The 16,023-nt window shown below is 34.8% G+C and carries 10 protein-coding genes; 5 read left to right on the forward strand and 5 right to left on the reverse strand.

Annotated elements, in window-relative coordinates; all coding sequences use genetic code 11:
- The first annotated feature begins 99 nt into the window (after positions 1–99).
- Positions 100–3,336: a hypothetical protein gene (locus tag Q0845_RS18825; protein ID WP_298516527.1), complete on the forward strand. Its 3,237-nt coding sequence runs from the start codon at positions 100–102 to the stop codon at positions 3,334–3,336.
- A gap of 6 nt (positions 3,337–3,342) precedes the next feature.
- On the opposite strand, the gene Q0845_RS18830 is transcribed toward Q0845_RS18825, so the two are convergent.
- Together Q0845_RS18830 and Q0845_RS18835 are read right to left on the reverse strand one after the other, a co-directional pair.
- Positions 3,343–4,488, reverse strand: coding sequence for a sensor histidine kinase (locus tag Q0845_RS18830; protein WP_298516529.1), 1,146 nt, complete (start codon positions 4,486–4,488; stop codon positions 3,343–3,345).
- A 1-nt stretch (position 4,489) separates the two neighbouring features.
- Positions 4,490–5,266: a LytTR family DNA-binding domain-containing protein gene (locus tag Q0845_RS18835; RefSeq protein WP_298516531.1), complete on the reverse strand. Its 777-nt coding sequence runs from the start codon at positions 5,264–5,266 to the stop codon at positions 4,490–4,492.
- A gap of 381 nt (positions 5,267–5,647) precedes the next feature.
- On the opposite strand from Q0845_RS18835, the gene Q0845_RS18840 reads away from it, so the two are divergent.
- Together Q0845_RS18840 and Q0845_RS18845 are read left to right on the forward strand one after the other, a co-directional pair.
- On the forward strand, positions 5,648–5,827 hold the full coding sequence (locus Q0845_RS18840) for a hypothetical protein (protein ID WP_298516533.1): 180 nt from the start codon (positions 5,648–5,650) through the stop codon (positions 5,825–5,827).
- 139 nt (positions 5,828–5,966) lie between these two features.
- Complete coding sequence (locus tag Q0845_RS18845; RefSeq protein ID WP_298516535.1) at positions 5,967–6,140, forward strand: class I lanthipeptide; 174 nt, start codon at positions 5,967–5,969, stop codon at positions 6,138–6,140.
- 410 nt (positions 6,141–6,550) lie between these two features.
- On the opposite strand, the gene Q0845_RS18850 is transcribed toward Q0845_RS18845, so the two are convergent.
- A complete protein-coding gene (locus tag Q0845_RS18850; protein ID WP_298516537.1) occupies positions 6,551–7,159 on the reverse strand; it encodes a hypothetical protein in 609 nt (202 codons plus the stop codon).
- Positions 7,160–7,265: 106 nt separating this feature from the next.
- Between Q0845_RS18850 and Q0845_RS18855 the strand changes: the two genes are divergently transcribed.
- The gene (locus Q0845_RS18855; RefSeq protein ID WP_298516539.1) at positions 7,266–9,491 is read left to right on the forward strand and encodes a TonB-dependent receptor; all 2,226 of its coding nucleotides are present in this window, start codon (positions 7,266–7,268) and stop codon (positions 9,489–9,491) included.
- Positions 9,492–9,510: 19 nt separating this feature from the next.
- On the opposite strand, the gene Q0845_RS18860 is transcribed toward Q0845_RS18855, so the two are convergent.
- Positions 9,511–13,233 (reverse strand): T9SS type B sorting domain-containing protein, encoded by a 3,723-nt coding sequence (locus Q0845_RS18860; RefSeq protein ID WP_298516541.1) that lies wholly within the window; start codon positions 13,231–13,233, stop codon positions 9,511–9,513.
- A 269-nt stretch (positions 13,234–13,502) separates the two neighbouring features.
- On the opposite strand from Q0845_RS18860, the gene Q0845_RS18865 reads away from it, so the two are divergent.
- Positions 13,503–14,561 (forward strand): hypothetical protein, encoded by a 1,059-nt coding sequence (locus Q0845_RS18865; protein WP_298516543.1) that lies wholly within the window; start codon positions 13,503–13,505, stop codon positions 14,559–14,561.
- Between the two features lie 129 nt (positions 14,562–14,690).
- Here the strand turns inward: Q0845_RS18865 and Q0845_RS18870 are convergent, their stop codons facing one another.
- Entirely contained in the window at positions 14,691–16,022 is a 1,332-nt protein-coding gene (locus Q0845_RS18870; protein WP_367180685.1) for an NAD(P)/FAD-dependent oxidoreductase, read from the reverse strand.
- Position 16,023 lies beyond the last annotated feature (1 nt).

A 16,023-nucleotide genomic window follows, 5' to 3' on the forward strand; every position in this document is an offset into this window, starting at 1 on the left:
CTTCAAAAAATTGTCTATTAGTTAAAGTGCTAATGGAATTTTATAGCTATCTTGCACATACACCAAAACAATCTAACCAACTGTAAATCAATCCACTTCATGAAAAAAATTACACCACCACTCAGTTTTTTCTTCATATTTTTCATCTATAGTTTTTCCTTTTCTGGATATGCACAATGTGGAGCCAATCAAACCTATAACACGTATTGCGCATCACAAACTGCTAGCAACACCGTAGGATTTGAATTTTGCCCTAATTCTGGAGAAATAGCGCAATCAACAATTACAGCAGGAACTGTTGGTAGTGCATTTGCGGGAATTCCAGCACCTATTATAAATTTAACGGTATATGAAGGTGCATCTGGTTCAGGAACTTCAGGAACAATTATTTTTGGCCCAATCAATGGAGATATTAGTGGAAACGTAATTACGGCTTCTGCGCCGGATTTATGCTTAACTTTTGTATACTCTGGCACGCCAGGAATTTTCACCTGTCAAGAAGGGTTTGATGTAGCTACAGAAGTGTGTAGTGAAAGTTTAGCAGGAACCACAGTTTCTTTTGTAGCGCCAAATGATGTATGTGTTGATGCAGGAATACAAACAGGATTAAGTGGTGGTTCGCCTTCTGGTGGTGTATATTCAGGTACTGGTGTTACCGATAATGGAAATGGAAGTACGTATAGCTTTGATCCTTCTGTAGCTGGAGCTGGAACAACCACAATTACGTATACCAATGGTGGCTCTGCCTCAGATACTGTAAATGTTATAGCAATTCCAACAATTAACTTTACTGCGCCTGCCGATCTTTGTATTGATGCTGGTACAGTTGCGTTGAATAGTGCTACTCCTTCTGGTGGAACATATTCTGGTCCTGGAGTTACCAATACGGGTCCAAATTATTTCTTCAATCCTGCTTTTGCGGGAATAGGAACACATACCATAACCTATACAGAACCGGGAGTTTGCGGAGCTACGGCAACAGATACAGTCGAAGTATTGGCTGCTTGTGGCTGTACTACAGGTGAATCTTCATATTTCTTTTGTGGAGGAGGAAATGTTGAAACTAATTTAGTGGTCTTTGAAGTATGTCCTTCCACTAGCATGGCAGCACAAGCAACCATAAACTCAGGAACGTTTAATAGTAATTTTGGAAATAGTCTTACCGTATACGAAGGCGATTCAGGTTCTGGAACTACTGGAACCATTGTATTTGGTCCGGCTTCTGGAGATTTAACCAATACGGTTATCTCTGGATTAGCAGCTGATAAATGCCTTATTTTTGTGAGTAATTCTCTCAGTGGATTAGGTTGTCAAACTGGTGCTGAAGTTGCCTTATCTGTCTGCGGAATAGACATTGCTCCTTCTATCAGTTTTACAGCCTTAGATGATATTTGTATTGATGATGGCGAACAAACTGGATTGACTGGCGGATTTCCTGTTGGCGGCGTATATTCTGGAAATGGTGTTACCGATAATGGAAACGGAAATACATATTCCTTCGATCCAAATACCGCTGGTGTAGGAATTGCCACAATTACATACACCCAAAACGGAAACTCAATCACAGACAATGTAGAAGTATTTGCAACAGGAACTGCAGGATGTTTAAAATTTACAGCGCCAGATGATCTATGTATAGACGCAGGTGTTCAAACTAATTTAGGAGGCGGATTGCCAGTCGGCGGTGTGTATTCTGGTGTGGGAATTACAGATAATAACGATGGAACTACGTACAGTTTTGATCCAAGTACTGCTGGTATTGGAACTACAACAATCACATATACACTGAATGGAAATTTTATAACAGATACTATAGAAGTATTTGCTTTGCCAACCGTAACTTTCTCTGTAAATATTGCTGACTTATGCGAAAATGGTGGTATACAACTATCCACAGCGGCAGGTAGTCCTTTTGGCGGTGTATACAGCGGTCCTGGAGTTACAAATATTGGCGATGGTGTCAATTATCTTTTCAATCCTGAAATTGCTGGAGCTGGAATTCATACAATAACATACACATATACAGACGGTAATGGTTGTGCCAATACTGCCGATGATACCATAGAAGTTTTTGGACTTCCTACAGTAACGCTTACTTTACCTGCTGATTTATGTGCTGGCGGAGATGGAGGTTTGCCTGTTGGCGGAACGTATAGCGGTCCAGGAGTTACTGATGATGGAAATGGAACTACCTTTAGTTTTGATCCGAATGTAGCTGGAAGTGGCATGCATACTATAAGTTATTCTTTTACAGATTCGAATGGTTGTACAGCAACGGCTACTGCTGATTATGAAGATCTGGAAAAGCCTGTGATTACTTGTGCTGCGCCGTTTACGGTTCAATTAGATGCTATGAGTAATGCTAGTATTACCGTAAATGATATTCTAGTCAGTGCTACAGATAATTGTGGCGTTGCAAGCAGTAGTATTGATATTGATAGCTTTGATTGTACAAATGTAGGTGACAACATCATTACACTGACTGTTACAGATATTTCTGGAAATGAAGAAACTTGTACGACCATTGTCACGGTTGAAGATCCGCTGGCAAATTGTCCATTACGACTCAGTCCAAAAGTATATTTACAAGGCGCATTGATCAATCCAAATATGGGGGAAGAAAGTTTAATGCGTGATGATTTACGCGTTGCAGGATTTATTCCAACAATATCTCCTTATACTGATATGCTTACTATTGATAGTGCTGTTTTAAATACCACTGGAGCAGATGCCATTGTCGATTGGATTTTTGTTGAATTAAGAGCTGCTAACTCCAATACGACTGTCATTGCTAGTCAATCAGCCTTGTTACAACGAGATGGAGATGTTGTTTCCACAGATGGTACTTCTCCGCTATCATTTACACAAACACCCGGAAATTATTACATCGTCATAAAACATCTAAATCATTTAGGTATTATGACAAATACTACGGTTTCATTAACAGCTGCAGTTAGTACTGTCGATTTTACAGATGCTACCAATCAAATTACCTTTGGAGGCAATGCGCAAACCACTTTTGGAATGCCTTCTGGAACAGTAGCGATGTGGACAGGAAATGTGAATGGAGATACTATTGTACAATATTCAGGAACAACGCCCGATACACCAAATATTTTATCGGTAGTCTTAAATGATTCAGGGAACTTTTTAAATTTCCCAACGTATATTATCAATGGTTACAATACAAATGATGTAAATATGGATGGAAATGCACAATACTCAGGAACCAATCCTGATACACCATTTTTGTTACAAAATGTATTGGCGCACCCAGGAAACTTTCTAAACTTTAGTACGTATCAAATCATAGAACAATTGCCCGTAAATGAATAATTAATATTATAATTGTCCTTTTACAGTTGATTTGTGATATCGTGGAATTTTAATGCTGACAATTACCCAATGCTCTATATTTTCAACCTCAAAAGTATAGTTATCATGATATAAAGCATCCAAACGGTTCATGATATTACTAATTCCTGTTCCTTTGCTTGTCAATTCATACAAGGTAGCAGATATTGGTGTGCCATTATTTTTAATTTCAATACATAAATGATCGTCTTTTTCTATAATAGAAATCGCGATTTCTAAAGCTTCGGTATTTCCGGTAAAACCATGTTTGATAGCGTTTTCTACAATAGGTTGAATCATCATCAACGGAACTCGTGTATCTTCAATATTTGGAGCAATATGCGTAGTAATTGTTAAATGATCTGAATAGCGAATTGAAACAATATCAATATACTTTTGTAAAATATAAAGCTCTTGCGCCAAAGTATTAAAATGGTCTTCTTTTAACACAATCACTTCTCGTAAGAGGTCGCTCAAATCGTTCAACATATTTTGAGCTTGTTTGGTATTGGTTTCAATCAAAGACGAAATATTATGCAATGTATTGAATAGAAAGTGTGGTTGTAATTGCGATTTTAATACGCGCATTCTGGTATCAGTCAATTGTTCAGCAAGCAGCGCTCTTTGTAATTTTGCCGTTTTCAATCGATTGCTATAATAATACGTGTAAATAACGCTTGTAATGCCAAAATACGTTAAAAATGTAGTGTTTATATATGAAATAGTCACATCAAAAGATGTATAAAATTTGAATTGTTCATAAGTTATTTCTCCTAGCATTAATAAAAGACCTGAATGCGCTACAGAAAATACCCAGCCAATACAAAGCGATACAACGACATGAAATAAAATTATATAGACCGAACGGATATTTTTTTCAAAAAAAATTCGAGTCATAATAGCTACCATACACATAAAAAAGCTAATCACAATCCAATCCACAATAAAATGCTTCAAAAAAACATCTAACAAACTATATTCCTTTTCATCAGTAATTTGAAAATATAGTATTCGAAAAAAAGTAACTGCAACTGTGATAAGGCTAAAAATAGCGACAATTTGCAGCAATCGTATATCTAGGTTTCTTTTCGCCCAATTTAAATTTGTCTTAGTATTTGAAAAATGTGTGTCCATTTTACATTCCGATTTTATTTAGAAACTCTTTTTTATAGGTTTTACTAACTCTAAACAACTGTTGATCTTTCATTTTTACGTCTAATTCTCCAAAACTGGAATGAATCAATTCACTCATATACATGATATTAATAATGGTAGATCGATGTATTCGAACAAATGTATTCGGATCAAGTTTCTGAATCAATTTTGTAAGCGATGCTCTTAGTACGTATTTCTTATGTTCTGTATGAATTTCTGCGTAATAACTGGAAGCTGTAATATAGTAGATGTCTGATGTAGCCACAAAATGTACTTTGTTTCCTGTTCGTATAGGCAGTTTATTGCTAAACTCTCGTTCTGTGTATTCTTGAGGCGTTTTAATCATGGTTAAAAGTCGATCCAAACGTTCATTGAATGCTTTATGACTTCCTTGTGTATGATGATCAATTATATGATCGACAGTTTTGTAAAAACGTTCATCCTTAAAGGGCTTCAACAAATAATCGAAAGCTAAATAATCGAAAGCTTTTAGTGCAAACTCATCATATGCAGTAACAAAAACGATTAAGGTTTTTTTAGACACTTTCAACTTTTCTAGCACATCAAATCCTGTCATATCCTTCATTTGAATGTCCAAAAAAATTAGATCCGGCGTATATTCTTTAATCTTGGAAATAGCTTCGCTACCTGTTCTACATTCATCTAGGATTTGAATTTGACTACGGTCAGTCAGCAGGTTTCTTATTCGTTGGCGAGCTAAAGGTTCGTCATCTATAATAAGTGTAGTGATTTGCATAAAAAAATAGTTCTGTCAGAAAAAATACATAATTATTTTCTCCTCTCATGGCTATTTAACAACATTAACATCAATAAAAGCAGGCTTCGTTTAGCAATTTTGGTGCCTCTACATCAAAAAAGCGTCACTTTGCTTCATCGAGTATCTCATTAAATCTTGTACAATCGCTTATATAATGTTAAGATTTTTAACATCTTTCAGTAAGAATAATATTATATCAAAAAATAGATATTCTAAATCCTAATTCGTCCACTTCACTTCCTCTTAACATATTGATAACTAAGGAGATTCTACATTTGAGTATATCAAGATTGCAATCAAAGTTGGAAATCCTGACCGACTATTAACATTCAGGATATAACAATTTTAAATTTTTAAACCATGAAAAAAAACATTTCAAGAAAACTATTAGCGGTAAAAAAATCCAGTATCGCTCAATTAAACGAACGCAAAGCATCCGCACTAAATGGAGGGTCGAGCTATACCTCTGGAACTTTCACATACACAAACAATTCGTTATTGGACAACTGTGATAGTTATTTCTGTGTTCCGCCAATGTAGACAACTATTTCTTCGGTGCTAGTTTAAAAGCATTCAAAGCTAGTACCGAAGCTTTTACGTCTCAAATATAGTTTAAGGAATGTCGGAAACCTTGACCGACTCAAAATGTTCAAGAAACAGCAACGATAAATTTTATTTAATGAAAAAACAACGTATCAAAAAATCATTAAGCATAAAAAAGTCAAACATTGCTAAGTTAAACAATAAAGAAATGCATTCTGTATTGGGTGGATCTACTTCTATTGTACCGAGAATGTGCCGATCTATCAATCCTCTTGAATGTGCAACCAGTGCAGGATGTCCAAGAAGATAATCGTGATTTTTATATAGCAAACTAACCCATAGTTTCTAGCTACAAACTTCCTCTTATAATTGTAAGAGGAAGTCCTGTTTTTATATGTATTTAGTAAAGTTAAAAATCTTGCTTTTTCATTATTGCAAAAAAACTATTATGGTAGCATTTACAATGCATAAAGCATGCTAGTTTATTTTAAAGGAAGTAAATCGAAATGCCTTCTCACATTGCTTTGAAACCAATTCTGACATGTGATTTATTTTGTAAAATAGTTTGGAACATCCATGTTTTTTTTTGACCTTTATCAAAGAATCAAATCACAGAACAATTACACGAAAAATAAATACAATTTCAGCGTAATACTAAGACCTATGGTTACTATGAGTTAACTATTGAAGGCGTCATCTTGCTGGTGGCGCTTTTTTTATTTAAAAGTAAACTTCTCCAAAATCTTTAGGCGTTTGAATCTTCACATGATTTTTAATCTCACCATTAGCTAAGGTGTCATCCATGCGATACCATTTGGTTTTCAAACGTGTTTTTTTCCATTTTTTAACGGGAGAATCATAGGTAAACATTTCCTCTACAATAGTTTTAGTACTTCCACCATACATAGATGTAAAACGAACTTTTCCATTCATAATCTGAATATCTACGCCAGGATCACCAACGCCAGCACCACCACAATTGGAACAACCAATGACTTCTGAATTTGTTGCCATAACAACATATCCTTTATTGGTTTGTGGTTTCAAAAAGGCAGTCAACCTACATTTAGACTCTTCGGATGCGCTTTCTTGTGTTTCGTTACAAAATCCTTCTACAACCAAAACTACTTCTTCAACAGCGTCTGTATCAATATTTCCTGTAAAATGTGTTAGATAGGTATAGTCTGAAAATTCAGTTTTCAAAATTTCCAAAAGTCCCGCTGGCAAACTAACATTATTGGGAATTAAAGGTGCTTTCTCTGCTTTTTTAGCACAAGAAATAACCATAAAGAACAGTAAACTAACAATAAAAAGGTTTTTCAAACTCATACAACAAACTATAAATCAATTAGATAAAAATAATGTTCAAAAAATTAAAACCGCTACAAACATTCCTCCGTATATACACTCGAAAACCAATCAATTTTAAAATATCATGACGAGTAATCAATTTTACGGAATCATTTTTTGCTTATGTTTTAGTTTCAGCATTTCTGCACAATCACTTTCGGGCGCATTAACCGATCCGTATGACGTGCCAATTCCAGAAGCGCAAATCTACAATCAAAACAATAAAAAACATACACACAGTAACGAATATGGGAAGTTTTTATTGGAAAACGTTTCTATTGGCGACAGTTTACGAATTTCACATATTGGCTTCCAAACAAAATATATCATCGTAAACTCACTAAACGAAAAGCTAAACATTTTTCTAGAAAAGAAAGCCATCTCACTCAACGAAATTATCATTTCTCCAAAATTGGATGCGTTGCATTTGATGAGTGATGTCAATATTCAGATCAATCCTGTAAATTCTTCACAAGAAATTCTACAACAAGTTCCCGGATTACTTATTGGGCAACATGCTGGCGGTGGAAAAGCTGAGCAGATTTTTTTGCGCGGATTTGATATCGATCACGGAACCGATATTGCCATTTCTGCAGATGGAATTCCAGTAAACATGGTATCGCACGCACATGGTCAAGGCTATGCCGATTTGCACTTTCTAATTCCTGAAACACTAGATAAAATCGATTTTGGAAAAGGTACATATTATGCCAACCAAGGAAACTTTAATACAGCTGGTTATGTTGATTTTAAAACGAAAAAACGTGTAAAAGAAAGCATAATAAAGCTAGAAGCTGGACAGTTTGATACTTATCGAATACTAGGAATGCTCAATATTTTAAATTCGAGTAATCACGCTGCGTATATTGCCAGTGAATATATAGCTACTGATGGTCCGTTTGAAAGTCCACAAAACTTTGATCGCTTCAATATCTTTGGGAAATACACGGGAAATATCACAGAAAATGATCGTATTGGTGTTACATTTTCACACTTTGAAAGTACTTGGAATGCTTCTGGACAAATTCCGCAACGTGCTGTAAACAGTGGATTGATTAATCGTTTTGGAGCCATTGATGATACCGAAGGCGGCACAACAAGCAGAACCAACTTCTTAGTGAATTATGACAAAAGGCTTTCGCCGAATGCTGCGATTGAAAATAGTATCTTTTACAGCAAATACGATTTTAAGCTGTATTCTAATTTTACTTTTTTTCTGGAAGATCCCATCAATGGTGATCAAATCAAACAGCAAGAAAACAGAACTTTATTCGGCTTAAAAAGTGAATATACACGTACTTTTGAGAGCAATACGCTTGAAGGAGAATGGAATGCAGGGATTAGTTTGCGAAAAGATCAAAGTAATAACAATGAACTTTCTAGTACCTTGAATCGTCGTGAAACACTTTCAAATATCCAATTTGGTGATGTAAATGAAACAAATCTCGGTGCTTTCATCAATGCAAATTTAGAATTCGGAAAATGGACGATTAACCCTGCACTACGTGTAGATTATTTCGATTTTCAATACAACGATTTTCTTCAAACAAATTACGTGACACAATCGCAAAACAAAGCTATTCTCAGTCCAAAGCTGAACTTTTTATACAATCATTCCGAAAATTTTCAAGCCTATCTTAAAACAGGAAAAGGATTTCACTCCAACGATACACGTGTTGTAATTGCACAAAATGGCAATGAAATTTTACCAGCTGCTTACGGTTTTGATGTTGGTTTTATTTGGAAACCAATGCCCGAATTGATCGTAAATACAGCCTATTGGCAATTACACTCTGAACAGGAATTTGTATATGTAGGTGATGCAGGAATTGTAGAACCAAGCGGAAAAACACGCAGACAAGGAATTGATCTCAGCGTACGTTATCAGCCTTTCCAATGGCTATTTTGGAATGTTGATACTAACTATACGTACGCTAGATCAATTGATGCTCCAAATGGTGAAGATTATATTCCGTTAGCACCTGATTTTACACTTTCTAGCGGATTCACGATGCAATTTGACAACGGTTTTTCTGGTGGAATCAAACTCAGGCATCTCAAAGACAGACCTGCCAATGAAGACAATTCTATCATTGCCGAAGGATATTCTGTAGTAGATTTGAATCTAGGATACGACTGGAAAAATATAGGTTTCGGATTGCAAATTCAGAATTTGTTTGATACTGAGTGGAACGAAACACAATTTGCAACGGAATCACGTTTACAAAACGAATCGCAATCGGTAGAAGAAATTCATTTTACGCCTGGAACACCTTTCTTTGTAAAAGCTAGTGTTACGTATCGTTTTTAGTAAAAATACAAGCGTAGAACTATCGTTTCAAGGTAATGTGTGTAGTATACGTAAGCTGCTGACCGTTATACGTATATTCAATAGAAATCCAATAATCACTTGAAGGCAGTTTATTTCCGTTGTATGTTCCATCCCAAGTTGGAAAATTCGGTGTTAAAATCGTGATGATTTTTCCATATCGATCATAAATATAAACTCGATAATTACAGTCTTGCACATCTTCCAACTGCCAAACATCATTAAAATTATCAGCATTTGGTGTAAAAAATCTTCGAACTCTAAAACACGCTTCAATACGTTCTTCACAGTTCAATTGGATCATAGAAAATGAAGTCGAACAATCGGTTCCAGCTTCCGTAATAATTACATCATTATACACTCCAAAACCAAGGTTTTCTACTCGGATTTCACCTTGATTATTTGACGTTATATTCAACATTGTCAACTCATTATTAAATATAAATGAAAGTGTATAATCTGTATTGGGTTGTGCGCCTTGAAATAAAATTGAACCATCATTACTTTCACAATCTGTTGGATGTATGATGGTTGGCGTAATCGTAAAAGTGGCAATTCCGGAGAAAAGATTTGGAATCATAGCCACACAATTTGTCGTAAGATCTTCTATACTAATTGATTCATACAATCCAACTCCCAAACCTTCTATAGCAAAAGTTCCTGATGCATCAGAATTTGCCATAACAGTGGTTGAAATATTATTTAAAGTATAGGTAACAGCGTACGGTGCATTTGGATTGACATCTACAAAAGTAATAGAACCTCCTGTAACATCACAGTCTGTAGGGTTTTCAAAACTAAATGCAATGTCAAATGTGGAATTTTCTAACGTAATATTTGCGACATTGGCAATACAATTGGTGGCAACTTCCTCTACAACAATCGATTCATACAATCCTGCTCCCAAATTTCCTAAAGTAATAGTTCCAGAAGCATCTGAATTTACATTGATTGTAGTTGTTGTTCCGTTTAAAATATAGGAAACAATATACGCAGTACTAGCATTGACATTTTCAAAAGTAATAGAACCATCTGTAAGACCGCAAGCACTTGGATTTGTAAAACTAGCGGTTACGGTAAATGAAGCGTTCTCTAACGTAATATTTGCGACATTGGCAATACAATTGGTGGCAACTTCCTCTACAACAATTGATTCATACAATCCTGCTCCCAAATTTCCTAAAGTAATAGTTCCAGAAGCATCTGAATTTACATTGATTGTAGTTGTTGTTCCGTTTAAAATATAAGAAACACTATACGCAGTACTAGCATTGACATTTTCAAAAGTAATAGAACCATCTGAAAGACCGCAAGCACTTGGGTTTGTAAAACTAGCAGTTACGGTAAATGAAGCATTCTCTAAAGTAATATTTGCAACATTGGCAATACAATTGGTAGTAACTTCCTCTACAACAATCGACTCATACAATCCTGCTCCCAAATTTCCTAAAATAATAGTTCCAGAAGCATCTGAATTTACGTTGACTGTAGTTGTTGCTCCGTTTAAAATATAAGAAACAATATACGCAGTACTAACATTGGCGTTTTCAAAAGTAATAGAACCATCTGAAAGACCGCAAGCACTTGGATTCATAAAACTCGAATTTACAGTAAATTCAGAATTTTCTAATAGTATTTCTCCAATTCCATCTGTACAAGGTCCAACTGTATCGACAACCATTATAAATTCATACAATCCAGCATTTAAACCTGTTAGCAGTATTTCTCCATCAGTATTCGCCGTATAAGTGTCTTGAACTTGATTAGATTGATAGAAATAATCAACTATATATACTTGATTTGGTGTCAAATCTGAAATCAAAATACTACCATCTGATGCATTACACGATGATGGCATACTCGCTGTAAAATTGAGTTGAAAAACAGCTTCATTTAAGAAAATATCTCCCAGAATATCTTCACAGTTTGAATTTAAATCTACTACCGTAAAAGAATTATACGTTCCTCCTAAAAGGTTTGCTAATATAATTTCGCCTGCATTATTAGCATTTATATTTAGCGTTACAGGATTTGAATTGAATGTATAGCTTATTTGATATGCTGAATTAGGAATTAAATCACTTAAAGTAATACTACCATCAGAAGCTCCGCATAAGCTTGGACTTTGCTGCGTGAAATTGATCGTAAGACTTCCCGTATTCAAAATAACATCTGGAGTAGTTCCTGAACAGCTTGTAACGGTATTAGTGATAAATATATTGGTATAATTACCTCCAGCTAGTCCAGATAATACAAATTCTCCATTGACATCAGATGTTACAGTTGTTGAAGCTGCATTTCCATTGACTTCATACATAATATCATACATTGTATTTGACTCCAAATTACCAATAGTAATTTCTCCATTATTTGTCGCACAATCGGTTGGATCTTGACTATTGACAATCGTAAAAGACTGTTCTCCTAATTCTAAAATCCAAACAGCTCCTTTATTATTTCCGTTTTCACTATCTCTATAGGCGCCAATAGCTAAACGGTATATTCCTGAATCATTTAAGATACCTACAGAACCTCCAAAATAATCTCCATCATCTAATTCTCCTGTAAAACAGTTTTCTCCTTGTGTATAAAAATGTTGTTCAGATACAGTTCCATCAGCATTCAATTCAATAATATAAAAAGCACCTGTTTGTTGTAGAGATGTAGGATTTTGTTGCTGTAGTGCTCCAACCACAACTTCTATTTTTCCATCGTTATCAATATCAATTACTCCATCTATGGATCTTCCAAAAAGTGCATCTGTTGTAATAGAACCATCAAAACCACCTTCTAAATTAGATACTTTTTGATAGTTTTTCACAGTTCCATCTGCATTTAAAAATAACACATAGAAGCTTCCTGAATTTGTAATTTGATCATCATCACGATACGAACCAACTACCAAATCGGTAACACCATCTTGATCTAAATCGCCAATATTGACAACGGATCCTCCAAAAAAATCTTCAAATTCTAAAGTGGCTGTAAAATTTCCTTGTGTATCACTAATTTTTTGATGACTGTTTACAGTAAAATCTGGGTTCATGAATAAAATCCAAACGGCGCCTCTTCTTGATCCTCCATCGGCATCTCTTCTTGAACCGACTGCTAAATCGTCTATTCCGTCATTATTTAAATCGCCTATATTTTCTAAATCAGCCCCAAAAACTGCATCTCCGTTGATAAAGCCTGTAAAACCGCCTTGCGTATCACTTATTTTAGCATGTGAATTTACAGTACCATCAGAATTTAAACTTAAAATCCAGATTGCTCCATGCCAAAATCCCCCATCACCATCATACGTAGCACCTACTCCTAGTTCAATCAAACCGTCATTATTCATATCGCCCAAATATGCTACTGACACTCCAAATCGATCGCTTGTATCTAAATCTCCATTAAAATTTCCACTGGTATCACTAATCTTAGTATGAGAAATTACTTCATTGTTTACATCCATGAATAAAATCCAAACAGCTCCAATATTACTACCGCCATCATCATCGTTAAATGCGCCTACAGCCATATCTGTAACTCCATTTCCGTCTAAATCTCCAATAGCAGTTACCGAAACTCCAAAATTGTCGTTCACATCTAAATCTCCTGTAAAATTCCCCATAACTTCATTGATTTTTTGGAAATTGGCAACAGGATAGCTTTGTGAAAAAGAAAACCAAGTACTGAAAAATACGAGGATTAATAAAACGCTAATTTTATGACTCATGAATTAAATGCAATATGTTCTTTGATGTGAAGGGAGGATGTTTTTTTCAAAACACATCACACTCAAATGTAACTAAATTATTTTGATATAGGACCGTAAAATATAAGTTTTGGATTTCAAATCCAGAATTTATTTGATGCCGAATGGAACGAATCACAATCGGTAGAAGAAATTCATTTTACACTAGGAACGCATTTCTTTGTAAAAGCTAGTGTTACGTATCGTTTTAAGTTTTATTACTACTTTTATGCGATCTAAATCAAGCTATAATGTTTCGTAACTATATCTTATTATTATTCTGTTGTATTTTTCATGTAGGAATAGCTCAAAAAACAACTAGTGAATTACGTTTTCTAGAGCCAGATCCTTTCCATTTATTGAATAAGTATAAAAAAATAACCAATCTACATTCCGAAAAATTTATTTACATAGCTAAAAAGAAAATTTATAATTTTAAAGAAGATACAATTCATGTTGCATTTTATGACAGACATGGAAATGAAGTTGAAAAAAGAGCATATTTTCATAATAAAATAGAATATACCTCAAAGAAAAAATATAATCGAAAAGGGAAAAAGATACACACAACTCTTTTTTATAGTAAGCGCCCTAAAAGCGTGAGGCATTCAATTTTAAATTACAATACTGCTGGTAAACTCAGGGAAATTAAAGGATATAGAATTAAAAATAACGATACGTCAAATCATTCATTTACAGAATTTAAATACACGAAAAATAAATGTACTTCAAAAGGTATATACAATGGGAATCAATTGATTTCTGGACAGCATTTTAAATATGACAAAAAAGGAAATTTAATCTATATGCACACTGGTGAAAAACCTGAGTATGGAACATATATTGAATACATATACAACGATAAATCGCAAATTATCAAAAAATTAGAATACGTAAAGTATGCAAATAGTAATGAAAAGCATTATTTATATAAATCAAATTTTATGTATAATAAAGAAGGGAAAATGATCAAAGATTCTGTATTTAGTGAATCTAAAAAGCATTGGACAGTTAGTGACTATGATTACAATAAAAAAGGATTGTTGGCTAAAATAAATGTCAAACAAAACAACTATTACAGAAATGCTACATTCACTTATGTAGATAATAAACTCCAAAAAATGGAAGTGCTTACCAACAGTAATCTTTCACTCAAAATATTTCTGAATTCTACGATATACTCAGCCAAAATGCCTGCGACTTATGAAGAATTCTATACCTACGATTCACAAGACAGAATAAAGAGCACAAAAATTTATGTGAATAGTGAATTGGAAGTCGAATACCTTAGACATATCATTAAGCTTTAACTTATTAAAGCATAGAAATTCTCAATAACTCTAGAGCGTAACAAAGTCATATAATACTAGTCATCTAAAAGCGTAAGTGAGTCTAAAGATTCTCGTCAGCGCGAGAAATTGTCTAAGAGCAAAGCAAATCTACGAGTTAAATCTTTCCACTTCAAAACCCTCCAAAGACATAGAAGTTGCCTTCTCTCCTATTAATTCACTGACCAATTTTCCCGTGGCTGGACCTAAACTCCAACCCATCATGGCGTGACCTGTAGCAATAGTGAGATTCTTGTAATTTTTAGTTTTTCCGATATATGGTAAACCATCTGGCGAACACGGACGCAATCCGCAAGCAGCATTTTTAATAGCGTTTGATGGAATTTCCAATCCGTTATAAAAGGTTTCTGCCGCTTTCGCAATAGCTTTGACGCGTGTAGTATTTATTTTATGGTTAATTCCTCCTATTTCCATTGTTCCAGCAAATCGTGTAAAACCTTGCATCGGCGTTACGGCAACTTTGGCTTCTGCTAAAATTGCGGGCATGGTAATTCCTGTGTGCTCTTTAACGTCTATTCGGTAGCCTTTTCCCGCTTGAAGCGGAAGTCGTATGCGTAACTTTTTTGCCAAAGTTGAACTCCATGAACCTGCCGAAAGTATGAATTCGTCTGCTTTTAGTGTACGCTTTGAAGTCTGTACAGAGATTATTTTACCATCTACAAAGTGTAGATCGGTAATTGCTGCATTCGTATAAAACTGTACACCTTTTTGTCGCAACAGCGTGATCATTTGTGGCATAAAATCGGTTGGTGTCATATGTGCATCTGAATCAAAATATACGGCACCTTTGATATTAAAATCAACATTCGGTTCTAACTTCTTTACCCCTTCTTTTGTTAAATTTTGAACATTCAAACCTTCATCAATAGCACGTTGTCCCATTTTCCACTCTGCTTCGCCTTCCTTATCGGTTTGATAACACATCAGCAATCCTTTTCGTTCGTAATGAAAATCAAAATCATTCGATTTTTTCATTTCCGTATATAATTCACGACTTAACAAATTGATATCTTTGATAATAGGAATTGAGCGTTCTACATGTTTCGCTGTAGCAGATTTTTTAAACAACCACGACCATTTCAAAAAATCAGCATCCAATCGTGGTTTTACATAAAATGGACTCGAAGAGTTGAGCATCCATTTTAACCCTTTGGTAATCATTCCTGGAGCAGCTAATGGAATAATATGACTTGGCGTAATATATCCAGCATTCACAAAAGAAGCGCCGCTAGAAATATCGCTTTTATCTACAATAGTCACTTGATGGCCATCTTGTTGCAAATAATATGCACAACAAAGTCCAATAATTCCACCACCAATAATTACTACTTCTTTTTTCAATTTATTTAGTTTTTTTAGACTTCTTAGATTTCTGGTTGGCGCGAGTTTCGAACTCGTGCCAATCTGTCTCTTAACAAACAGA

The organism is uncultured Kordia sp. (genome assembly GCF_947489565.1).
Lineage (GTDB): Bacteria > Bacteroidota > Bacteroidia > Flavobacteriales > Flavobacteriaceae > Kordia.